Source organism: Collimonas sp. OK607 (assembly GCF_900111995.1).
Lineage (GTDB): Bacteria > Pseudomonadota > Gammaproteobacteria > Burkholderiales > Burkholderiaceae_D > Collimonas.
Genome location: NZ_FOKF01000012.1, coordinates 1 through 21504 on the forward strand (window position 1 = coordinate 1; position 21504 = coordinate 21504).

The 21504-nt window shown below is 53.6% G+C and carries 19 protein-coding genes; 15 read left to right on the plus strand and 4 right to left on the minus strand.

Annotated features, from left to right (window positions below):
* Together BM029_RS10340 and pcaD are read left to right on the plus strand one after the other, a co-directional pair.
* On the plus strand, positions 1-542 hold a 542-nt coding region (locus BM029_RS10340), incomplete at its 5' end, for a 1,6-dihydroxycyclohexa-2,4-diene-1-carboxylate dehydrogenase (RefSeq protein ID WP_092435619.1).
* Positions 543-586: 44 nt separating this feature from the next.
* On the plus strand, positions 587-1369 hold the full coding sequence (gene pcaD / locus BM029_RS10345; RefSeq protein WP_244544997.1) for a 3-oxoadipate enol-lactonase: 783 nt from the start codon (positions 587-589) through the stop codon (positions 1367-1369).
* Positions 1370-1384: 15 nt separating this feature from the next.
* Here the strand turns inward: pcaD and BM029_RS10350 are convergent, their stop codons facing one another.
* From BM029_RS10350 to BM029_RS10360, 3 genes are all read right to left on the minus strand, one after another.
* Entirely contained in the window at positions 1385-2080 is a 696-nt protein-coding gene (locus tag BM029_RS10350) for an alpha/beta hydrolase (protein ID WP_092435625.1), read from the minus strand.
* Positions 2081-2153: 73 nt separating this feature from the next.
* The gene (locus tag BM029_RS10355) at positions 2154-2939 is read right to left on the minus strand and encodes a DODA-type extradiol aromatic ring-opening family dioxygenase (protein ID WP_092435628.1); all 786 of its coding nucleotides are present in this window, start codon (positions 2937-2939) and stop codon (positions 2154-2156) included.
* A 26-nt stretch (positions 2940-2965) separates the two neighbouring features.
* On the minus strand, positions 2966-3370 hold the full coding sequence (locus BM029_RS10360) for a DoxX family protein (RefSeq protein ID WP_092435631.1): 405 nt from the start codon (positions 3368-3370) through the stop codon (positions 2966-2968).
* 131 nt (positions 3371-3501) lie between these two features.
* On the opposite strand from BM029_RS10360, the gene BM029_RS10365 reads away from it, so the two are divergent.
* Positions 3502-4401, plus strand: coding sequence for a LysR family transcriptional regulator (locus BM029_RS10365; RefSeq protein ID WP_092435634.1), 900 nt, complete (start codon positions 3502-3504; stop codon positions 4399-4401).
* A gap of 173 nt (positions 4402-4574) precedes the next feature.
* Here BM029_RS10365 and BM029_RS10370 read toward each other — a convergent pair whose 3' ends face one another.
* Entirely contained in the window at positions 4575-5471 is an 897-nt protein-coding gene (locus tag BM029_RS10370; RefSeq protein WP_092435636.1) for a LysR family transcriptional regulator, read from the minus strand.
* A gap of 105 nt (positions 5472-5576) precedes the next feature.
* On the opposite strand from BM029_RS10370, the gene mdlC reads away from it, so the two are divergent.
* The 12 genes from mdlC (at position 5577) to BM029_RS10435 (ending at position 21387) form a co-directional block, all read left to right on the plus strand.
* Positions 5577-7160: a benzoylformate decarboxylase gene (gene mdlC / locus BM029_RS10375; protein ID WP_092435639.1), complete on the plus strand. Its 1584-nt coding sequence runs from the start codon at positions 5577-5579 to the stop codon at positions 7158-7160.
* A 15-nt stretch (positions 7161-7175) separates the two neighbouring features.
* Positions 7176-8345 carry an alpha-hydroxy-acid oxidizing protein gene (locus BM029_RS10380; protein ID WP_092435641.1) on the plus strand — a complete coding sequence of 390 codons (1170 nt, stop codon included), beginning with the start codon at positions 7176-7178 and terminating at the stop codon, positions 8343-8345.
* A 15-nt stretch (positions 8346-8360) separates the two neighbouring features.
* Positions 8361-9440, plus strand: a complete 1080-nt coding sequence (locus BM029_RS10385) for an enolase C-terminal domain-like protein (RefSeq protein ID WP_092435867.1) — start codon at positions 8361-8363, stop codon at positions 9438-9440.
* A 111-nt stretch (positions 9441-9551) separates the two neighbouring features.
* Positions 9552-10901: an MFS transporter gene (locus BM029_RS10390; protein WP_092435644.1), complete on the plus strand. Its 1350-nt coding sequence runs from the start codon at positions 9552-9554 to the stop codon at positions 10899-10901.
* Between the two features lie 42 nt (positions 10902-10943).
* Positions 10944-12407: a benzaldehyde dehydrogenase gene (locus BM029_RS10395; RefSeq protein ID WP_092435647.1), complete on the plus strand. Its 1464-nt coding sequence runs from the start codon at positions 10944-10946 to the stop codon at positions 12405-12407.
* A 392-nt stretch (positions 12408-12799) separates the two neighbouring features.
* Positions 12800-14227: an indoleacetamide hydrolase gene (gene iaaH, locus BM029_RS10400; protein ID WP_371329109.1), complete on the plus strand. Its 1428-nt coding sequence runs from the start codon at positions 12800-12802 to the stop codon at positions 14225-14227.
* A gap of 379 nt (positions 14228-14606) precedes the next feature.
* Positions 14607-15578: an AraC-like ligand-binding domain-containing protein gene (locus BM029_RS10405; RefSeq protein ID WP_170851042.1), complete on the plus strand. Its 972-nt coding sequence runs from the start codon at positions 14607-14609 to the stop codon at positions 15576-15578.
* Between the two features lie 611 nt (positions 15579-16189).
* Positions 16190-17098, plus strand: coding sequence for a transporter (locus tag BM029_RS10410; RefSeq protein WP_092435652.1), 909 nt, complete (start codon positions 16190-16192; stop codon positions 17096-17098).
* A 100-nt stretch (positions 17099-17198) separates the two neighbouring features.
* Positions 17199-18233 carry a carbon-nitrogen hydrolase family protein gene (locus BM029_RS10415; RefSeq protein ID WP_092435871.1) on the plus strand — a complete coding sequence of 345 codons (1035 nt, stop codon included), beginning with the start codon at positions 17199-17201 and terminating at the stop codon, positions 18231-18233.
* A 565-nt stretch (positions 18234-18798) separates the two neighbouring features.
* Complete coding sequence (locus tag BM029_RS10425) at positions 18799-20235, plus strand: cytochrome ubiquinol oxidase subunit I (RefSeq protein WP_092435660.1); 1437 nt, start codon at positions 18799-18801, stop codon at positions 20233-20235.
* 1 nt (position 20236) lies between these two features.
* A complete protein-coding gene (cydB, locus tag BM029_RS10430) occupies positions 20237-21244 on the plus strand; it encodes a cytochrome d ubiquinol oxidase subunit II (protein ID WP_092435662.1) in 1008 nt (335 codons plus the stop codon).
* Positions 21244-21387 (plus strand): DUF2474 domain-containing protein, encoded by a 144-nt coding sequence (locus BM029_RS10435; protein WP_092435665.1) that lies wholly within the window; start codon positions 21244-21246, stop codon positions 21385-21387. The genes cydB and BM029_RS10435 overlap by 1 nt, the downstream gene beginning before the upstream one ends.
* Positions 21388-21504: the final 117 nt, after the last annotated feature.

Here is a 21504-nt window from a genome sequence, read left to right on the forward strand (position 1 = left end):
CATTCGGGCGAGTCGACATCCTCATTAATAATGTGGGCGGAACGATCTGGGCAAAACCCTATCAGGAATATGAAGAAGCGCAAATTGAAGCGGAAATTCGCCGCTCTTTGTTCCCGACATTATGGTGCTGTCGTGCTGCATTGCCTGGCATGATCGCGCAAAGGTGTGGCGTCATCGTCAATATATCCTCCATCGCGACGCGCGGAATTAATCGCATTCCCTATTCAGCAGCGAAAGGTGGTGTCAATGCGCTCACCGCCAGTCTCGCATTTGAACATGCGCAGGATGGCATCCGTGTCAATGCAGTAGCGACGGGAGGGACAGAAGCCCCACCCAGGAAAATACCTCGTAATTCCGATAAGCAGACTAAAGAAGAGGAAGTTTGGTATCGAGATATTGTCGACCAAACCATCGCGACCAGCTTGATGCATCGTTACGGAACGATTGATGAGCAAGTGAACGCCATCTTGTTTCTCGCGTCGGATGAATCTTCTTACATCACTGGAACGGTGCTCCCTGTGGGCGGCGGCGATCAGGGTTAGAGCCAGGTCATGCCCATTCTAAAATCAATGACATAAAAGGAACCATGATGCCTGTTGCCCACATCAATCAAACCGCCATTTTTCACCTCGCCGAAGGCAATCCCGCCAATCCCGGCATAGTGCTTTCGAATTCGTTGGGAACCGATCACGGCATGTGGCAAGCCCAGGCCGACGCACTCGTAAAGGATTTCTTTGTCATTCGCTACGACACGCGTGGACATGGTCAGTCAGCGAGCCCGAAAGGACCATATCAATTGCAACAGCTGGGGCAAGATGTGATAGCCCTTCTTGATTTTCTTCACATGGAAAAAGCGCATTTTTGCGGCATATCGATGGGAGGAATGATCGGACAGTGGCTGGGTATTCATGCGCCTGAGCGTTTGAAAAAATTAGTCGTCGCGAATACCGCAGCGAAAATTGGAACGGCGGCAGCGTGGGTCGACAGGGCGAAAGCAGTTAGAGCAGAGGGCCTGGATGCGATTGCCGATAGCGCGGCCTCACGCTGGTTCAGCCCATCGTTCGTGACAAGCGGGTCGTCGATTGTCTCGGAACTGGTCGCGCATTTACGCTCTGAAAACGTAGAAGGTTATGCAAGTTGTTGCGAGGCGTTGGCATATGCCGATTTACGCGGTGAAATTCACGCTATTCCTAACTCCACGCTCATTATCGCCGGTCAATACGACCCCGTGACAACCGAATCGGATGCGGTATTGATGCATCAAAAAATCAAAGATTCCAAAATGGTGACGCTACCCGCATCACACATCTCCAACTTCGAAGCTGAGAAGTTATTCACTATCGCTTTATCTGATTTCTTGACAGCCTGAGTTTTTCACGACTACCTAATTGTTAGCATCGATCTGCTGCGCGATCCAGCTACAAAAATCACGTTGCATGGTTTCGTTCAACTCGTGCACCGCGTCGTATTCGCGATATGTCAGCCGTACTTCTTTTTCTGTAAGCAGCCGCTGGGCACTGCGCGCAAAATTGATAGTCAACTTGCCGTCATGAACCCCGTGCGACACAAAGCCATGTACTTTCCGCAACGCGACGTTGGTTCCGATCAGTGGTGCGATTTCGGGCAAGATCCGCCCGCTTAAGATCCCGAACCCGGCGACTTTGTCCGGCCGCGTCAACGCCACACTTGCACTCAATATCCCGCCCTGACTAAAGCCGGCAATCCATACGCGGTTTGGATCGATATCATAGACGCTTGGCAAGCCGTCGATGAAGTCGACCAAAGTTTGACGGGATTGTTCTGACTGTGCCACGTTGATCACCGGACCGGTCGACGTGAAATTGACGTTGAACCAGCCGAACTGTCCGGGGCCGAACGCAATCGGCGCGCGCGCCAGAATGACAAGTAGTCGCGGATCCTGCCGTTGCGCGAATTCGATCAGATTCGCCTCGTTGGCGCCAACTCCGTGCAGCAAGATCAAGCAGGGTGCGCTGCCTGCAGTGAGATTGTCGGGGCTGCGCACGCGATGCGCGAGTGGCAGATCCGGACGCTCAACAACGTTATGTAATGAATGTTTCATATTGACCTGTTCTTGCAGTTGCCTGCATTATGGGAAAGACCATCGATCGCAAGTATTGTTGTTGCGTTGCTTCTTACGAGAAGGCATATACATCCATGGCCAGCACGCTATATTCAACACTGGCGTGTATCCGCTCTGCCTGCCAGTTATCGCCCGCTGCGCCCATCGCAACGAAGAGTGGCATCAAATGTTCATCGGTAGGGTGATTACGTGCCGCAAACGGCGCTTGCTGCCGATAGTCCCACGACGCTTCCTTCTGGTTGTCGTGCAGTCGCTCCATCATCCATGTACTGAAATCACTGACCCAGGACGGTACCGCGCTATCGAGTGACCGGCCGCCGAACTCATACAGATTGTGCGTCAGCGAACCTGATCCGATAATGAGCACACCCTGTTCGCGCAGTGCGGCCAACGCACGCCCCAACCGTTCATGCTCGGCGGCACTGGCGCCGCGCAATACCGACACCTGGAAGGTTGGTATGTTTGCATCTGGATACATCAAGTACATGGGTATCCAGGCGCCGTGATCCAGTCCCCGGTCGCGACTGCGCCGAACCTCAAAACCGGCTTCCTGCAACAGCGTAGCGGCCTGTTCGGCGATCTCCGGTGCGCCTGGTGCGGGATACCGGATGTCGCGCAAGACAGGGGAAAAGCCGCCGAAATCATGGATGGTTTCCGGCGCAGATGCCAGGCTTACGGCAGGCCCTCCCATCGATTCCCAATGGGCGGAAATTATTACAACAGCTTTCGGCCGCGGCAGTGTTTTACTCAATTGCTTCAGGCAACGCTGCGCTGGGCTGTCTGTTATCGCCAACATCGGCGAGCCATGTGATACGAATAAAACGGGGTGTTTGCTCATGCTGCGGACTCCTGGCTCTGATTCACTTAAGCCTGTTTTTGACTACGCAGGGCAAAGGCGCCATCACCCAGTAAAAATTGCACAAATAAGGCGACAGACCAGAAGGCAGGGTATTCCCAGCCACCGCCCTTATTGCCGAACTGCCAGCCGTTAGCTCCGTGTACCGTAAAGATGGCGCCAAGCAAAATAGGGATCAAGGCTATGGCCACATAACGCGCGTAGACACCCGCAATCAATGCAATGCCGCCAGCCAGTTCGACAAATGTGGTCACGTAGGCGAGCCAGCCGGGAAGGCCGAGGGATTGAAAAAAGCCGGCGGCGCCTGGCAATGTAAAGACAAGCCATTTGAGCAGGCTATGCGCAATAAACAAAACGCCAAGGCTTATTCTCAATACCAGTGCAGCATAGGGGGCGGTCTTTTGATCAATCATGGTGCTTCTCCTTCGGTCGGTGTTGGGATGAGTAACATGCCGGCGACGCCTGACAGTAAATGAACTATATATGTCTTGGTATGTGGGATAAATATGGATTAGCATGACATTTTGTTTCAAAATACGAGACAATGGACAAATTTCGCGAGATGCAATCATTCGCCGCAGTCGTCGACGTCGGTAGTTTTGTGGGGGCGGCGCACGTCCTCGATACATCGAAAGCAGCGGTGTCACGCCACGTTGCCGACCTTGAAGAAAGACTTGGGGTGCGCCTGTTAAACCGCACTACGCGCAAGCTTTCCCTGACCGATGATGGACAGACGTTCTACCAACACTGCAGCGAGATCCTGGAGGCGCTCAATCAGGCGGAAGGCGAACTGAGTTCACGCAGTGCGGAAGCCAGCGGATTAGTGCGCGTCAGCGCGCCATTCACGTTCGGCGTTCTCCACCTTGCAACATTATGGGGATTATTCCTGAGCCAGCATCCCAAAGTTACGCTGGACGTGTCGCTATCAGATCGCGCCGTCGATCTGGTAGAGGAGGGCTACGACCTTGCCATTCGGATCTCCCGGTTTCCCCACCCGACCCTGATAGGCCGAAAACTCGCATCAACGGGGATGGTCCTCTGCGCGTCGCCAACGTATCTGCGGAAAAGAGGCACGCCGCAGCACCCGCAAGACCTCGTGAAGCACGATGTGATCTCATACACGTATTGGTCTTCGCGCGACGAATGGCAATTCGACGGCCCGGAAGGCGCTGTGAGCGTCAAAACCACTCCCCGCATCCATACCAACAGCGGCGACACATGTCGTGCAGCAGCGTTGCTGCACCAAGGCATTATTCTGCAGCCGAGTTTTCTGGTGGGAGACGACCTGCGCTCCGGCAATCTGGTGGAAATAATGCCAGCCTATGCATCGGCCGAACTGGGCATCTACGCCGTATATACCTCGAGAAAGCAGCTACCGCTAAAGCTGAGGCACCTGATTGATTTTTTGGGGGAATCGTTCCACAGACCGGCCTGGACACGCTAGCTTCCACAGCAAAAACCCGAGGCATAGATTAGTGCGTCCGCACTCAAGCGGATGACAATGCCGCCAAAGAAAGGAATGGCGGCTCTGTCGCGGTAGGGATGTCGGTTACCCAACGCCTCCTTCCCGATCGGTTGAGAGTAGTCGCTTGAGTCGAAAGACATCCAGCCGGGGTATCAAACGCCGCTGAGCGTTCGCCTAATGGTGTCGCAGAACCATTGCTGCGCGGCTGAATCCTCAGTACGAGCTTGCCAGTAAAGATTCACCTCAAAGGACGGTATCGGAAAAGGTAAGGCCAAGGTTCGCATTCTGCCATCGGCGGCAAAGGCGCGAGCGACACGGGTTGGAAGAGTGAGAAGCAGGTCGGTGGAGGATATTACCGCAACGAGGTTCGTGAAGTGAGGTACTCGAAGACCTATTTTTCGCGTAAGTCCCATTTCAGTCATGACATCTTCAACAAGGTGGTGTCCCGAAAATGGCGCGACAACTACATGGTTTGCAGCGACATAGTCCTGCAAAGTCAACGCGTCTCCAATCCATGGATGGGATGCACTCAACAAGCATGAGTAAGTCTCTGTGAACAACGTTCTCTTTCTAGCCTGTCCGCCTACGAATTGTAAATTCCCGACAGCCGCGTCGACGTTTCCCGTGGACAGCCATTCGGTGATGCTGTCGCTGTCCATCTGAACGATTTCGAGCGCGACCGAAGGTGCGATGGCCTGCAGTTCTCGGACAAGGAAGGGCAGGAAATACAGTTCGCCCAGGTCGGACAGAGCGAGGCGAAAGCAGCGACTCGATTGCTCGGGATCGAATCGGCGAGTGGCGGAAATAGCACTTTCGATGTTGTCCAGCGCACCCCTGAACGCCTTGAAAAGCTGTGTGGCGTTGAATGTCGGCGTCATGCCTGCACGGGTTCGCGTGAAAAGCGGGTCATTTAACAGGTCACGGAGGCGGCTCAGCGAATGGCTTACCGAAGGCTGGGTGATGTTCAGGCGCTTGGCTGCGGCACTCACGCTGCCTGTCTCGTAAATGGCGACAAAGGCTCGAATCAGGTTCAGGTCGGTAGTGAGCATGGCAGCCTGGAATATAGATGCTATCTATTATAAAAACCAAAAATTGATGATTTGATTTATTTTATACCAAGTCCTAACATCATTCCATCAACTAGGAAATTTTTTATGACTACGGTACATCAAGCATGCTATGAAATCCTTCGAGAGCAAGGATTGACCACATTTTTCGGTAACCCAGGCTCGAACGAGTTGCCGTTCTTGAAGGACTTTCCGGCTGATTTTCGGTACATCCTGGGGCTGCAAGAAGCTGCCGTCGTCGGGATGGCCGATGGCTTTGCACAGGCAACCGGCCGCCCCGGCTTTGTGAATCTCCATTCAGCCGCAGGAACCGGTAATGCAATGGGCGCGCTTGCGAATGCATGGAACTCGCACACGCCTTTGGTCGTGACTGCTGGCCAGCAAGTGCGTTCCATGGTCGGTGTCGAGGCGTTGTTGGCGAACGTCGACGCGGCGACGCTTCCTCGTCCGCTCGTAAAGTGGAGTTGCGAGCCTGCAAGCGCACAAGAAGTACCGCTTGCGTTGAGCCGCGCTATACACATGGCGGCAACGCCTGCGGCTGGTCCTGTGTATGTCTCAGTCCCGTATGACGACTGGGCAAAGGAGGCTGGTCCGGGAGTCGAGCATCTTGCAAAGCGACGAGTGGAAACGGCGGGACTGCCGTCCCCCCAGCGATTGGCTTCGCTTAAGGAAAGCCTGGAGCAGGCGCGCAATCCCCTGCTTATTGTTGGGCCAGACGTTGACGCATGTGGGGCAAATGGTCTGGCAGTCGCTTTGGCAGAAAAACTCTCTATGCCTGTGTGGATGGCCCCCTCGGCTCCGCGATGTTCGTTCCCTACGACGCACCCTTGCTTCCGGGGATTGCTGCCAGCTGGTATCGCCAGCATTAGCCGTTTGCTCGAAGGTCATGACCTTGTTCTCGTCGTCGGCGCGCCGGTATTTCGATACCACCAGTATGAACCTGGCGATTACTTGCCCGCAGGTACTCACTTGATAGCGATTACCTGTGATGTAAACGAAGCTGCCCGCGCTCCAATGGGAGACGCGATTATTGCCGACATCGGCTTGACGCTTCGTGCGCTGAGCGAAAACGTATCGCAAACCTTACGACCATTGCCCGCTGCGCTGCGGCGTCCGGAGCCGGCGCCGGAACAGCCGGGGCCACTGACGCCTGAACGCGTATTCGACATTCTTGACGAGATGGCTCCGCGCGATGCGATTTATGTCAACGAGTCGACGTCGACCACGAACATCCTATGGGAACGCTTGCGGATGACCGAACCAGGAAGCTACTACTTTGCCGCAGCAGGTGGATTGGGCTTCGCACTTCCGGCCGCTGTCGGCATTCAACTGGCGAAACCGGAAAGACGGGTGATTGGCGTTATCGGCGACGGCTCCGCGAATTACAGCATTCAGGCGTTGTGGACGGCGGCTCAATACAACATCCCGACGATTTTCATCATCATGAAGAACGGCACATACGGCGCCTTGCGCTGGTTCGCTGGCGTATTACAGGTTGAGAATGTACCAGGCCTTGACGTGCCAGGATTGGATTTTTGTGCCCTTGCTCGCGGATATGGCGTAGACGCGCTTCACGTGGATTCCAGCGAGACACTAGCCGCCGCGCTGAAACAGGCACTAGCCGGCAATAAGCCTGTGCTTATTGAGGTAGAGACGTGCACTACTAGGTAAACAGAGGACTGTGTAATGAACAAGCCTGTAAATGTAGCCGACTTTCGTGCTTTGGCGAGAAAGCGCCTTCCACGAATGGTATTCGACTATTTAGAAGGTGGTGCCGAAGACGAGCGCGGGTTGCAACACAACCGCCAAGTCTTCGACGATGTTCGGTTTCAACCGCGGCGGCTAGTGGACATCAGCGAAAGAGACATACGGACGACGATATTTGGTAAGCCCTTATCGGCGCCCATCATCATCGCTCCAACAGGCCTGAACGGCGTTCTATGGCATGAAGGTGACTTGGCGCTTGCGCGAGCCGCCGCGCGTTTCGGCATTCCGTTCATCTTGTCGACGGCATCTACCGCGTCAATCGAGGCGGTTGCCGGAGCTGCAAGCGGGGAGCTTTGGTTCCAGCTTTACGTCGTGCATCGCAAATTGGCGGAACAACTCGTGAAGCGGGCGTTGAGCGCTGGGTATACCACGCTTGTTTTGACGACCGACGTTGGCGTCAACGGCAAGCGCGAGCGTGATATCAGAAACGGTTTTTCCTTGCCAATGCGTTACAGCGCAAGGACGGTCATTGACGGAGTGCTCCATCCGCGTTGGTCGTGTGACCTGTTACGGCACGGCGTGCCTCAGCTAGCAAATTTCGCTAGCAATGAGGCGCAAGACGCGGAGCTCCAAGCCGCCTTGATGAGCCGGCAGATGGATGCCAGCTTCGCTTGGGATGATTTGGCATGGTTACGAGATATGTGGCCGCACAAGCTTTTCATTAAAGGTATTAGCCGGGCTGACGACGCTGAGCGGTGCATCGCGCTGGGTGCAGATGGCGTAATTCTTTCAAATCACGGCGGGCGCCAATTGGATAGCGCCATTGCTCCTTTGGAAGCGCTGGAGTCAACTACTGCGCGAATTTCTGCCCCGGTGCTACTGGATAGTGGAGTTCGCCGGGGCTCCGATGTGGTTAAGGCGGTAGCAATGGGGGCAAAGTCCGTACTACTCGGTAGGGCCACTCTTTATGGCTTAGCTGCAGCTGGGGAGCAAGGTGTGGATGCTGTGCTAGAGATCATGAAAGACGAAATCGACAGGACGCTCGCACAAATTGGTTGCCCCTCAATTTCAAATTTGTCCAAAGACTATTTGTGGACGGGAGGGGGCATCTCGCTTGAGCGAGCGTGCCACGCAGAGATATCAACTTGAATTGGCAGGTAAATGATGAACGATATTCGTATCACGGGGTTACGGGCGCGCTCGGTCATCGTGCCGTTGCAATATCCAATTCGAACAGCGGTTGGCATAGTGGCGAGCTCGCCACTTGTACTAATCGACTTGCAAACCGATAGCGGTGTTACCGGGCACGCTTACGTATTTACCTATACGCCGTTAGCTTTGAAGCCGGTGCAGCGGATGGTGGAAGAATTGGCGACAGTGGTCGAGGGCCAGCCATTGGCACCGCTTCACATCGACCAGCTAATGCAGTCTCGGTTCAGGCTAATTGGAAATACGGGTCTCGTTCGGATGGCAAGCGCTGGCATTGATATGGCGACATGGGATGCTAAGGCGAAGGTCCATCGGTTGCCGCTTGTAGAGCTGCTCGGTGGTGTCGCGCGCCCGTTGCCTGCATATGACAGCCATAGCATGGATGATGTGCAGCTTGCGACAAGTCGGGCGAAGGATGCCGCCGAGGCGGGCTTTTCAGCGGTGAAAACGAAAATCGGCTATCCAACTCTCGAGCACGACATCAAGGTCATCCGAAGCATCCGGGAGGTCGTGGGCGATGGCGTCCAAATCATGGTCGATTACAACCAGGGGCTCACTGTTCCAGAAGCTATTCGTCGAGGTCGGGCGCTTGAGCAGGAGGGCGTGGCGTGGGTAGAGGAGCCGACACTGCAGCACGACTATGCTGGCCACGGACAAATTCGCAATGAGTTGCATGTCCCGGTTCAAATGGGTGAGAACTGGTTCGGCCCAGAAGAAATGGATAAGGCCCTCTCAGCCGGTGCTTGTGACCTCTGCATGCCGGACTTGATGAAGATAGGTGGTGTAAGCGGATGGCTGCGCGCAAGCACGCTTGCAGAGCAACGAGGAATGCCGATGTCCAGCCACATCTTTCAGGAATTCAGTGCACACCTTCTGGCGATTACTCCTACCGCTCACTGGCTTGAGCGAATGGATATCGCGGGGCCGATCATGGAGCCCACACTCAGATTCAAGGACGGGATGGCTCATTTTGGTGAGATGCCGGGAGTCGGGATTATCTGGCGAGAACACGAAATAGAGCGCTTTGCCGTTTAAATATTAATTCCAAGGAGTCGCTTTCGACTTCACCTAAATGCAGTAACAAGAAGTGCAAATTGATAATCGCCGATTAGAGCGTTAATACTTAGATAAACTCTGGAGACAGCAATGAACATGAACATTGTCGACAATGTAGTCGATGACACGCGCGTAAACTCGTTTCACTTGATGATTATGTTTTGGTGCTCAATGCTCATGCTGTTTGATGGGTACGACCTCGTGATTTACGGTTCTGTTCTTCCAGAACTCATGGCTGACTGGAAGCTTCCTGCCGTTACCGCAGGCGTTATCGGTAGCAGCGCTCTCTTCGGAATGATGATAGGCGCATTGTCGCTTGGAAGCTCATCTGACAGATTTGGACGGCGTCGTGTCATTCTTACGTGTCTCGTCGTCTTTAGTGTCGCGGCGCTTGCTAATGGATTCTGCGAAAACTCTACGCAATTCGTAGTGTGCCGCTTCTTCACCGGCGTTGGCTTGGGCGGCATGGTACCTAATATCGTCGCGCTCATGACGGAAATGTCTCCGAAAAGAAAGCGAAACATCATGGTGACCGTAATGCTGAGTTGCTTCTCAGTTGGCGGTGTCATAGCGGCGGTGATGGGTAAAGTGGTAACACCGACGTTCGGATGGCGTGCCAATTTCCTCATTGCCGGTTTGTCGTTGCTTACGTTCCCTCTCCTGTTCCGGTGGCTCCCGGAATCGATTACTTTCCTTCTCTCAAACCAGCGTTACGTCGAGGCCGACCGCATTCTGCGCAAGCTCGCGCCAAGCTATGCCGGGAGCGCGAACTCCCTGGCTGCGTTGTCGCGGGGTGCTGCTTACGAACACAAGCGCTCGCGAGCGGCCCAGCTTTTCGCGGAAGGACGCGCGCAAGACACGATCCTAATCTGGATAGCCTTTGGCATGTGCATGTTGATGGTTTATGGTTTGAATACCTGGTTACCCAAGCTCATGACGGCGAGTGGCTACTCTATCGGTTCGAGCCTGACCTTTCTCATTACCCTAAATGTCGGCGCGGTTCTCGGTGGCCTTGTGAGCGGATGGCTGGCTGACAGGTGGGGCGGGAAGCGTACACTCATCCTATTCTTTCTCGTTGCCACTGTCTCGATTGATCTTCTTGGCTACAAACAGAATCTCGCGATTCTTAATCTCCTTCTCATGCTTGCGGGAGCAACAACGATTGGCACGCTGTGCATCGTGCACGCGTTCGCCGCACAATTTTATCCTGCAAACATCCGGTCGACCGGAGTTGGCTGGGCAGCCGCAGCAGGAAGATTCGGAGCGGTTGCAGGGCCCGCGTTGGGAGGCTATCTCGTCAGTCAGAAATTCCCCGTTACTTTTAATTTTCTGGTTTTTGCAGTTCCAGGTGTGGTGGCGGCGATCGCTATTGTGCTTACTTCGAGACCTGGGAAGCACGTGCCTGTAAATGCAAAAGTGGCGACGGTATCCGCTGAATGAGCCACCAGCGAGGAGAATTAACATGTTTTTGACGAGGAGTATATGAATAACATCAAACAAAATTCCGTCTGGGAAGGCCGTATCTTTTCGGACGGGTGGGTGGTTTCCGCTGGCGGCGCTTCATCCGTGATCGAACCTTCAACTGGAGAGACCATCGGCAGCATTGGACTAGGATTACCGGAAGATATCGACCGCGCGGCAAAGTCGGCAGCGAGTGCGCAAGAAGCATGGGTATCGATGCCGTTCGACCAGCGAGCAGCTATTTTACGAGAGGCCGCCAGGTTACTGCGGGAGAGAGCGCCAGAGATTAACGACTGGAACATCCGTGAGTGCGGCTCTACCCGGGCCAAGGCGGAATGGGAATTACACGCCACTTACGAGCAGTTGTTAATGGCAGCAGCGATGCCTATGCAACCGGAAGGTGCGCTCTATCCGTCTGCGATGCCTGGTCGTATGAATCTTTCCCGACAATTACCAATCGGCGTCGTCGGCGTTATCGCGCCGTGGAATTTCCCCATCCTGCTGTCGATGCGCTCTGTAGCACCGGCTCTGGCGGTCGGCAACGCGGTGATACTCAAACCTGACCCTCAGAGCGCGGTATCTGGTGGACTGCTTCTCGCCCGAGTTTTCGAAGATGCGGGTCTGCCTTCTGGAGTCTTTCATGTGATTCCTGGTGGCCCTGTGGCCGGTGACGCGCTAGTACGTCATCCTCAGGTTGGAATGATTTCTTTCACAGGGTCGACCGCGGTAGGCCGCGCTATCGGACAGATCTGTGGGCAGATGCTGAAGAAGGTCGCGCTTGAGCTCGGGGGTAATAATGCAATTGTTATTCTTGATGACGCCGATGTCGATGCTGCAAGTTCGAATGGTGCATGGGGCTCTTTCCTTCACCAGGGACAGATATGCATGCAGACGGGGCGCCACCTCGTACATCGCTCGCTTGCGGAAGAGTATGCGGCCAAGCTGGCTGAACGTGCGCGGAAACTGCAGGTAGGTAACCCGTATACAGACCAGGTGCATCTGGGACCTTTAATCAATCAGAAGCAGCGAGACAGAATTGACGACATCGTTCGTAAGAGCATAGCTGCTGGTGCGACTTTACTAGCGGGAGGAGAATACACAAACCTCTTTTATGCTCCAACGGTTCTGACGGGTGTCACCGCTGACATGCCAGTATTCCAAGAGGAAATCTTTGGGCCAGTGGCACCGATAACAGTTTTTGACAGTGACGATGAGGCCGTTGAGCTCGTTAACGGGTCACCGTATGGACTGGCCGCGGCGGTGCATACAGGTTCGCTGTCACGAGGGCTTGCACTTTCGTCGCGTATCAGGGCCGGAATGGTGCACGTCAACGACCAAACAGTAAATAATGAGTTTCACGTGCCATTTGGCGGAATGGGGGCGTCCGGAAATGGTGGCCGATTCGGCGGCCCAGCAAATTTCCACGAATTTACTCAAACGCAATGGGTTAGCCTGATCGAAAAACCAATTATTTACCCGTTTTAAGAGAGTGCTTACAGTCGGTGTTGGTCCAGGGTGCAAAGCTAATGCCTTCTCGTTTATATAAATCTGCGACGTTGGAACTGGCTAGGTGTCTGCTTCCGCCCAAGCCAGGGTAGCTTGTACCGAGCCATGGTTTTCTCATGCTATGTGCATGTTGGCGCTCGTCACTTTTTTTAACCCCAATTAGCGCTTCCTTGTACGGTCAACGTTTGGCATTCAAGGCGGCTGCTTTTAGCCATTCAGGGAAAAAAATGAAATTTCCAAAAAGCATGAGCAGGCGTAGTTTTGTATCGAGTCTAGGTGCCTTGGCAGTTGCTCCAGGGGTAAATGTAGAAGTCTATGCGGACGGGGGAAAACGCTCGTCCAAACCACGTACTATCGGAAAAACTCAGCAGTTGTCGATGACTGCAACACAAGTCGTCGCAGCAATCGCGGCGGGGCAGCTTTCTGCGGAGACGTATGTTCGAACGCTGCTTGATCGTGCAGACGCACTCGGTAGTCTGAGAGCCTTCATTACCTTGAATCGTGTTGGGGCGATTGCTGCAGCGCGCGCGGTCGATGCGGCTCGTGCAGCCGGGAAGAAGCTGCCGCGATTGGCTGGACTTCCCATCGTCGTGAAAGACAATATCAACACAAAAGAGCTACCGACTACCGGCGCGACTCCCGCATTGATGAACTTTCGGCCGACCGCTGACGCGAATGTGCTGAAAACGCTCGTGAATGCCGGAGCAATTATCATCGGCAAGACAAACATGCATGAACTGGTATTCGGTGTAACGACAACAAATTTTGCGCCGTTTGCTGGAGTGGCACGCAATCCTTACGACACGAGCCGGATGGTTGGTGGCTCTTCCGGGGGTACCGGCGTTGCAATTGCCGCGCGGATGGCAACCGTTGGTTTGGGAACGGATACCGGGGGCTCGGTGCGCATCCCTGCCGCGTTGAACGGAATTGCAGGTCTTAGGCCATCAGTCGGAAATGGCGGTGGCGAAAGGCGTTACGACGGGACGGGGGTTCTTCCGCTGAGTCATACGCGAGATACCGTCGGCCCCATGGGGCGTACGGTGGCCGATGTTGCGCTTCTTGACTCGGTGATTTCAGGGGCGGCCATTCCGGCCCCAGCGACGCTCAATGGGCTGCGTTTCGGCGTACCTGCCACATACTGGGACGTGGTTGATGATCAGGTTTTGGAAATCATGAATGCAGCCAAGTCTAAGCTCACGGCTGCCGGAGTGACTTTCATTTCTGTTGATTTGCCGAGTATCAGAGGCCTGGGGGAAAAGACGGGTTTCCAGCTCGTTCTTCATGAAGCAACCATCGACATCCCCGCATATCTCAAGGCTAGCGGTGCAAGCGGCATAACTCTGTCTGATATAGCGGAAAAGATCGCTGACCCCGATGTTCAGAATGGATTCAAATCGGTAACGTCCGACAGTACAGCAGGAGAGTACTCAGACGCACTTAACGTTTATCGTCCGCAAATGCGTGCGATTTTTGATATCTACTTTATCGAAAACAGGATAGACGCTATCTTCTTTCCGACCACTCCGGTGCCGGCTGTGCCTATCGATTTTGTGTATGGTTCGTCGACTGTCAGTGTGAATGGCGGACCCGCAGTGGACGAGTTCGCGACATTCATTCGGAACTGCGACCCAGGGAGTATTGTCGGGATTCCAGGGCTTACGCTCCCGGCAGGACTGACGTCAAGGGGGCTGCCGGTAGGTATGGCGCTTGACGGGCCTGTCGGAAGTGACAAAAAGCTCCTGTCGATTGGTTTGGCGATGGAAAAGCTGTTCGGCGTTTTGCCTGCCCCGAACATCTGATCGGAAATTCGAGGCATCGTCTCAGCGAATGCCTTGGATCCGGAGGAGTTCGCAAATCCGTCGTAGTTAGCGGCATGGCATCCAATATAGATTTCTCCAGTTCCTCTGGTTCCACGCCAAATTTACCTCTTGCGATAAACATACCGCATCCCGGTACGCTCCTCATCTCAGTAGATAACAGAACTTAAGGAGAGCGTTGTAGGCACCAGACGCACCAACTAGGGGGGATTTAAGTCTAATTAAATGCGAAAACTGACTGAGAGTCGCAAAATAATTGACCACAAGACCCAACGGCTATTTGTATATGCCAGGCAGGCGCTGGAACGTAAATTGCATTCATAGAGAATCACGATTCGTGAATAATTTGGAGCTATTTGCTATGAAGAATCATATTTCGACGGCTTCGCTTCCCGAAGCACAGCGTTACGGATACTGGAGTGAGGTTGTGAATCAGTATTTTGTGAAATTGAACTGTCGTCTTGAACCATTCACCCCCCTTCGCCCATCCTCAGGGCTTGAAGCGCAGCTGAAACATTCCCCAATGGGGGCTCTCGATTTACTTGAGGTGAAAGCGCACCCTCAGACCGTTACTCGCTTAGCTCCCCGGCGTAATGACCACGACTATTTTCTTTTCAGCCTCCAGCTCGAAGGCGATTGTGAAATCATCCAGGACGATAGAAAAATTACGATCAAGCCTGGTGAAATGGCTCTGTATGACACTCGTAGACCTTATCAGGTGTCGCTACGCGATGAATTTCACATGTGCTCACTTCGTATCCCCACCGAAATCATGCGCCTGCACTTGCCCAACCCCGAGCGGTTAGTTGCACGCCCTCTGGCGCCTGATACTTTCATTGGAAGAGTATTGGGGAATTTAGTGCGTAGTCTATTCGATGATCAGAATAACTTGTCGGCAGATCAGGAGAGCGTCATGGCAAGGTCCGTGATAGAAGTGCTGTCTTTAGGGCTGCAGTCGCTCAATGCGCACGAGGGATTAGTGCAAACATCCCGTCTTTGTCAATTCCATCTGGATCGAATCAAACACGCAATTGAATGCAACCTGGGTGATCCGGATCTTGGTGTGGAGCAGCTCTCGCGAGATCTCAAAATGTCGCAGAGTTCCATTCACAGGGCATTCGAAAGCGAGCCATTTACAGTTACTGAATATATTTGGATCCAACGACTTGAGATCTGTAAGAAGGCACTAGCCAATCCTCGACTTAACGGCCGCAGCATAAGTGAAATTGCTTACAACTGGGGTTTCGCCAGTAATGCTCACTTCAGCCGAGCATTCAAGCGCTATACAGGCCAAAACCCTAGAGATTTCAAAGCCAGTTCACCTAGAGTATAAAATCTTGATGTCATATTCGTTGAGGTAGCACAACCAAAGACCGGACATTTCCACAATTTCATGTCAGGAAACGACTCATATATTGCTTATCGAAAGGTGATTCACCGATGCGTGGATGGTCCGCTCCGAGAAAGCAAATTTAACGTTCGTCAAATATAATTTCACACTGCGGATCAAGAGACCTATAACGGTTTGCGCGCTCGACGTGCGCATTGCGTCTTGTTATTGCGCTCGGCTTTTACGCTTATTTAGTCTTCATCAGCTTCCAGATCGTCCAGCAATTCCAATTGCACGGGTTGGTTGTCAGGCTTCGCGGAAGTAACACCATGCCGTGGACGTCCATCAGTAGCCATTCGCGCGAAAGACTAAATTGCGGAACTCCCTATTCAATGATTTTTTCGGCGGATTTTTCTAGCCCGGTAGTGGGTTACGAGATATTCGAATATTCGATTCTTGAACAATTTGTATGGGAGTTCAGGTCAATTTCCCCGGGTGCCGGCGGTTTAGAATTTATTCGTAATGGGACTCACTGAATATCAACGAGTTCATTATTTTTTTGAATTTATCCGCTAAATATATCAACACGTATAAAAGATCATTGGGAGTGAATCATGCGTACTTTATGTTCTTTGAATTTCCGAACGGATAGCCTAAGTCTGGTCAAAAAATTATGCGTAACGGTTACGGTCGCTTGTAGCACCGCGGCACAGGCCGGCGTTGTAAGCACGGCTCCCGGAGATAACGAGCCATTGCCAGCTGGTACTGAGTTGGGATTGCTGTATTACCAGCATGCCGAGCGCGATAGGGTGAATGTGAATGGCCATACCGTAACTCAGAATTTTGGGTTGGATAGCGATATCGGCATTGCCCGTTTTGTACATTGGACCACTCTGGGTGGCTTTACAGTAACCCCTCAAATAATTTTGCCGTTTGGCCATTTGAAGCTCAGCGCTACCGGTGACCAGACATCCACCGGGTTCGGCGATCCAATGATTGGTAGCGCTGTGTGGTTGCTGAATGATACGGATAAAGAACGCTATTTCAGTATTGTAGGATTCATAGGCGTGCCCGCTGGCAGTTATGACGCGGCCAAAGCTGGCATGAACCTCGGCGAGAATCGGTGGAAAGGCGTAGTCGAAGTGAATTGGGTTCAGGCGCTGGTCAGCAAGCGGCTTTACGGTGAAATTACGTTTGAATATGATACTTTTGGTAAGAATAATAACTACGCAGGAGCGGCATTACGTCAGGATAATATTTACGAGCTTCAGACGCACTTACGCTACGTGATGGATCCTGCCAATCAGGTCGGATTGAGTTACTACCATACCATCGGTGGCGAAAACCATTTGAATGGTATCGCTCAGCAAGACACCTTGAAAACCGATCGGTATATGGTGACATGGACCCACTTTCTTACACCTCGACTTCAATTCCAAGCGCAAGCCGGTCAGGACCTATACGTTCGAAATGGTACGCAAGAGAAGTTTCGACTGAACTTACGTTTGGCCCGAGCATTTTGAACGATGTGTATGAGTTTATGGCGAAGTCAAATCTGTAAAGCCGGAAATTGCTGCGTCAAATTAACAATCAATGTGTCACAAATTATTTTTTGGAGTCATGATGCCAACCATTGCAAAAACGAAATATAAAGTGGCTGCCGTTCAAGCGGCACCCGAATTCCTAGATCTTGAAAAAGGGGTATTGAAAGCAATCAAGTTGATTGAAGATGCCGCCCGAGAGGGAGCTTCGTTGATCGCTTTCCCTGAAGTATGGTTGCCTGGCTACCCTTGGTGGATTTGGCTGGACTCACCGGCTTGGGGCATGCAGTTCGTACAGCGATATTTCGAAAACGCGTTGGTCGTTGGCAGCGAGCCTTTCGAGCGCCTGTGTGCTGCTGCTGCACGCTGCAAAATTCATGTGGTTCTGGGTTTCTGCGAGCGTGACGGCGGAACTTTATACTTGGCCCAAGCAATAATTGACGATGCAGGCAAGGTCATCGCAACTCGACGCAAGCTCAAGCCAACACACGTTGAACGGGCGGTTTTTGGCGAAGGTGACGGCAGTGATTTGGCGGTCCACGATTCCGCATTGGGCCGCATCGGCGCTCTGTGTTGCGCCGAGCACATACAGCCCCTGTCGAAATACGCCATGTACTCTCAACACGAACAGATACATGTTGCGGCTTGGCCAAGCTTCTCTGTATATCGCGGTGCTGCGTTCCAGCTGAGCGCTGCCGCTAACAATGCAGCTAGTCAGGTTTATGCGTTGGAAGGCCAGTGTTTTGTGCTAGCCCCCTGCGCCACTGTGTCAAAAGAAATGCTCGATATGTTGATCGACAATCCTGCCAAAGCGCCGCTCCTCTTGGAAGGTGGAGGTTACGCGATGATCTACGGCCCGGATGGTTCACCGCTATGTGAGCCAATTCCGGAGAAGGAGGAGGGATTGCTTTATGCGGATGTGGATCTTGGAGTGATAGGTGTGGCTAAGGCCGCATATGATCCGGTCGGGCATTATTCAAGACCTGATGTCGTTCGTCTGCTCTTGAACCGTAAGCCATCGTCTTGCGTACAGGGCTTTGAGCAGGAGTCGTTGCCGGAGGTACTCGGACCGTCGAATATTGACGCTGACGATGAGAGCGTCTTTGATGTCAAATGATCATTGGCATTGACACTATCAATCCTCTGATACACCGCTGGACGTGCGCCAGGACACGGCATTTACCATCATCGCCAGAACCGATGCCGCCTGAGCCAGCGGCCAAGTGGAAGATGCGATGATCCGCCTGGAGGCGTTTTCCCGGGCAGGTTGGTGATGTGACGGCCGGCTTCAGTGCTGCTCAACTTGCTGCAGTGCGGGCAAGGATTCCCGGCAAGGTGGTGTTGCTGAATGAGTCGCCAGAGACAATTGTGCGGGAGCATGCAGCGGCGCCGGTCTGGAGATTTGTTGCAGCCTTTGTCTGTATGCCGGGACTGCAATGCAGGTAGTCGACGAGGTCGAGGCTCTGCTCGATTATCAGGATTTTAACCGGTGCGGCCAGCAGTACGGCATGGTGGGATAGTGTTGCCAGAGCATACCGCGACGGTTGGCCGTCAGGCATCGGGCCATGCCGTCGCGCAAGCAATCTGATCTGCTTTTTATTCTCTGTACTGAATCTGTTCTTTCTGCGTAGGCTGCCTACACTGTCTAGACTATCTGCAATCCCATATCGGGAGAAACGAAAATGTTTGGATTTAACGCACTTGAACTGGCCCGTATCCAGTTCGGATTTACGATTTCATTTCATATTATCTTCCCCGCAATTACCATCGGCCTGGCCAGCTACCTGACCGTTCTCGAGGGCTGCTGGCTGAAAACCAATAGAGAGGTCTATCGCGACCTGTATCATTTCTGGTCAAAGATTTTCGCTGTCAATTTCGGCATGGGAGTGGTGTCTGGCCTGGTGATGGCATACCAGTTTGGCACCAACTGGAGTTTTTTTTCACAGTTCGCCGGCAGTGTCACAGGGCCGTTGCTGACCTATGAAGTCTTGACGGCGTTCTTCCTGGAAGCGGGATTTCTCGGCGTGATGCTGTTCGGCTGGAATAAAGTCGGCCCCACTTTGCACTTTGTCTCGACCGCCATGGTTGCCCTGGGCACGCTGATTTCCGCAACCTGGATCACCGCCTCCAACAGCTGGATGCAAACTCCTCAAGGTTACGAAATCGTTGATGGACGGGTGATCCCGACCGATTGGTTGCAGGTTATCTTTAACCCGTCCTTTCCTTACCGGCTGGCGCATATGAGTGTTGCGGCGTTTCTTGCCACGGCGTTGCTGGTGTGCGGCTCGGCTGCCTGGCATTTGTTGCGCGGCAACGATAATCCGGCTATCCGGAAGATGATGGCGATGGGGCTGTGGATGATACTGCTGGTGGCGCCTATCCAGGCCTCGATCGGTGATTTTCATGGGCTGAATACGTTGAAGCATCAACCCGCAAAGATCGCTGCAATCGAAGGCCACTGGGAAAACCGTGGCGACGACGGGACACCATTGATTTTGTTCGGCTGGCCGGACATGAGGCGCGAAGAAACGCGTTTCAAGATTGAAATTCCGCGTCTGGGAGGCTTGATTCTGACCCACTCCTGGGAAGGAAAAATTCCCGGCTTGAAAGAATTTTCGCCGCAAGATCGACCCAACTCGACGATAGTATTCTGGTCCTTCCGCATCATGGTAGGGCTGGGAATGTTGATGATCTGGCTAGGGCTATGGGGCGCATGGCTGCGTTGGCGCGGCAAGCTGTGGCAGAGTAAATTATTCTTGCGCTTCGCCTTGCTGATGGCCCCCTCCGGCCTGATCGCAATGCTCGCGGGCTGGTATACCACCGAGATCGGCCGCCAGCCGTGGATTATTTACGGCTTGCTGAGGACTGCTGATGCGGTATCGCCGCATGGCGCCGCCGAACTCGGCACCACGCTGATCATGTTCGTACTGGTCTATTTTCTGGTGTTCGGTACCGGTATCGGCTATCTGTTTCGACTGATCCGCGGCGGCCCACTGACTCACGAAGGGCAACATCCGGAGACGGGGGGGCCGGGGCAGGAGCGGCAACCGATGCGGCCAATGTCGGCTGCGAGCGAGTCGGTCCCGGCAGACACTGCTGTTGCAGAGATAAGGAACTGATATGGGTATCGATCTAGCGCTGATCTGGGCAGTGATTATTCTGTTCAGCATCATGATGTATGTGGTGATGGACGGCTTCGATCTTGGCATCGGCATCCTGTATCCGTTTTTCAGGGACAAGGAGGATCGCGACGTCATGATGAACACGGTCGCGCCGGTATGGGATGGCAACGAAACCTGGCTGGTGCTGGGCGGAGCAGGGCTGCTGGCGGCTTTTCCGCTCGCCTATGCAGTGGTGCTGAGCGCATTTTACCTGCCGTTGATCTTCATGCTGACAGGGCTGATCTTTCGTGGCGTGGCATTTGAATTCCGTTTCAAAGCGCGCGAACGCGAACGGCATTACTGGGACAAGGCATTTATCGGCGGATCGATCACGGCCACTTTTTTCCAGGGCGTGACGCTGGGCGCCTATCTGCAGGGAATACCGATTGCCAACCGCGCTTATGCTGGCGGTCCGCTGGACTGGATATCCGCGTTTTCGATTTTTACCGGGCTGGGCCTGGTGGTGGCGTACGCCTTGCTCGGCAGCACCTGGCTCATCATGAAAACCGAGGGAGGTTTGCAGCGCCATGCTTACGTCATCACGCGGCGACTGGTCTGGGCTTTGCTGCTGGTGATTGCCGCCATCAGTGTCTGGACTCCGCTGCTTGACGAACGGATTGGGCAACGCTGGTTTAGTCTGCCGAACCTGTTCTGGTTTGCACCGGTACCCCTGTTGGTGGTAGCGAGTAGTTATTTCCTGCTGCGGTCGCTCAAAAGCAGGTGGCAGGCAGCGCCGTTTGTCTTCACGCTGATGTTGATTTTTCTCGGTTATAGCGGACTGGGCATCAGCCTGTGGCCAAACATCATTCCACCCGACGTATCGATATGGGATGCTGCGTCGCCGCCGCAAAGCCTGGGCTTTACGTTGGTGGGTGCGCTACTCATCATTCCGGTCATCTTGATGTACACAGTATGGGCGTACTACGTTTTCAGAGGCAAGGTGAAGCACGGCGAGGGTTATCACTGATGCGCGCATATCCTGGACAAGACGGTTCGCGCTGGAAACGGTTCGGCTGGCTGGTATTGTTGTGGGCCTTGAGCGTCGGCACGCTTGGCGCGGTTGCCTATCTGCTGCGCTTGTTCATGCATGCCGCCGGCCTGAGTCGCTGACACGACTTGCATGCGCGCTCCCGGGTGGCGCGATGCGCCGGACCGGGGTTGAGCAACCAGAACAGTGCGGCGAGCCAGACAATCTGATCCGATTTTTATTCTCTGTACTGAATCTGT

Excerpts from the sequence above, each read along its gene's own strand:
- BM029_RS10395 (WP_092435647.1), top strand. The coding sequence starts at position 10,944 with ATGAATAACATCAAACAAAATTCCGTCTGGGAAGGCCGTATCTTTTCG.
- BM029_RS10380 (WP_092435641.1), top strand. The coding sequence starts at position 7,176 with ATGAACAAGCCTGTAAATGTAGCCGACTTTCGTGCTTTGGCGAGAAAG.
- BM029_RS10425 (WP_092435660.1), top strand. The coding sequence starts at position 18,799 with ATGTTTGGATTTAACGCACTTGAACTGGCCCGTATCCAGTTCGGATTT.
- BM029_RS10370 (WP_092435636.1), bottom strand. The coding sequence starts at position 5,471 with ATGCTCACTACCGACCTGAACCTGATTCGAGCCTTTGTCGCCATTTAC.
- BM029_RS10360 (WP_092435631.1), bottom strand. The coding sequence starts at position 3,370 with ATGATTGATCAAAAGACCGCCCCCTATGCTGCACTGGTATTGAGAATA.
- cydB (WP_092435662.1), top strand. The coding sequence starts at position 20,237 with ATGGGTATCGATCTAGCGCTGATCTGGGCAGTGATTATTCTGTTCAGC.
- BM029_RS10385 (WP_092435867.1), top strand. The coding sequence starts at position 8,361 with ATGAACGATATTCGTATCACGGGGTTACGGGCGCGCTCGGTCATCGTG.
- BM029_RS10390 (WP_092435644.1), top strand. The coding sequence starts at position 9,552 with ATGAACATGAACATTGTCGACAATGTAGTCGATGACACGCGCGTAAAC.
- BM029_RS10415 (WP_092435871.1), top strand. The coding sequence starts at position 17,199 with ATGCCAACCATTGCAAAAACGAAATATAAAGTGGCTGCCGTTCAAGCG.
- BM029_RS10365 (WP_092435634.1), top strand. The coding sequence starts at position 3,502 with ATGGACAAATTTCGCGAGATGCAATCATTCGCCGCAGTCGTCGACGTC.
- BM029_RS10410 (WP_092435652.1), top strand. The coding sequence starts at position 16,190 with ATGCGTACTTTATGTTCTTTGAATTTCCGAACGGATAGCCTAAGTCTG.
- mdlC (WP_092435639.1), top strand. The coding sequence starts at position 5,577 with ATGACTACGGTACATCAAGCATGCTATGAAATCCTTCGAGAGCAAGGA.
- BM029_RS10355 (WP_092435628.1), bottom strand. The coding sequence starts at position 2,939 with ATGAGCAAACACCCCGTTTTATTCGTATCACATGGCTCGCCGATGTTG.
- BM029_RS10350 (WP_092435625.1), bottom strand. The coding sequence starts at position 2,080 with ATGAAACATTCATTACATAACGTTGTTGAGCGTCCGGATCTGCCACTC.
- BM029_RS10435 (WP_092435665.1), top strand. The coding sequence starts at position 21,244 with ATGCGCGCATATCCTGGACAAGACGGTTCGCGCTGGAAACGGTTCGGC.
- BM029_RS10405 (WP_170851042.1), top strand. The coding sequence starts at position 14,607 with ATGAAGAATCATATTTCGACGGCTTCGCTTCCCGAAGCACAGCGTTAC.
- pcaD (WP_244544997.1), top strand. The coding sequence starts at position 587 with ATGATGCCTGTTGCCCACATCAATCAAACCGCCATTTTTCACCTCGCC.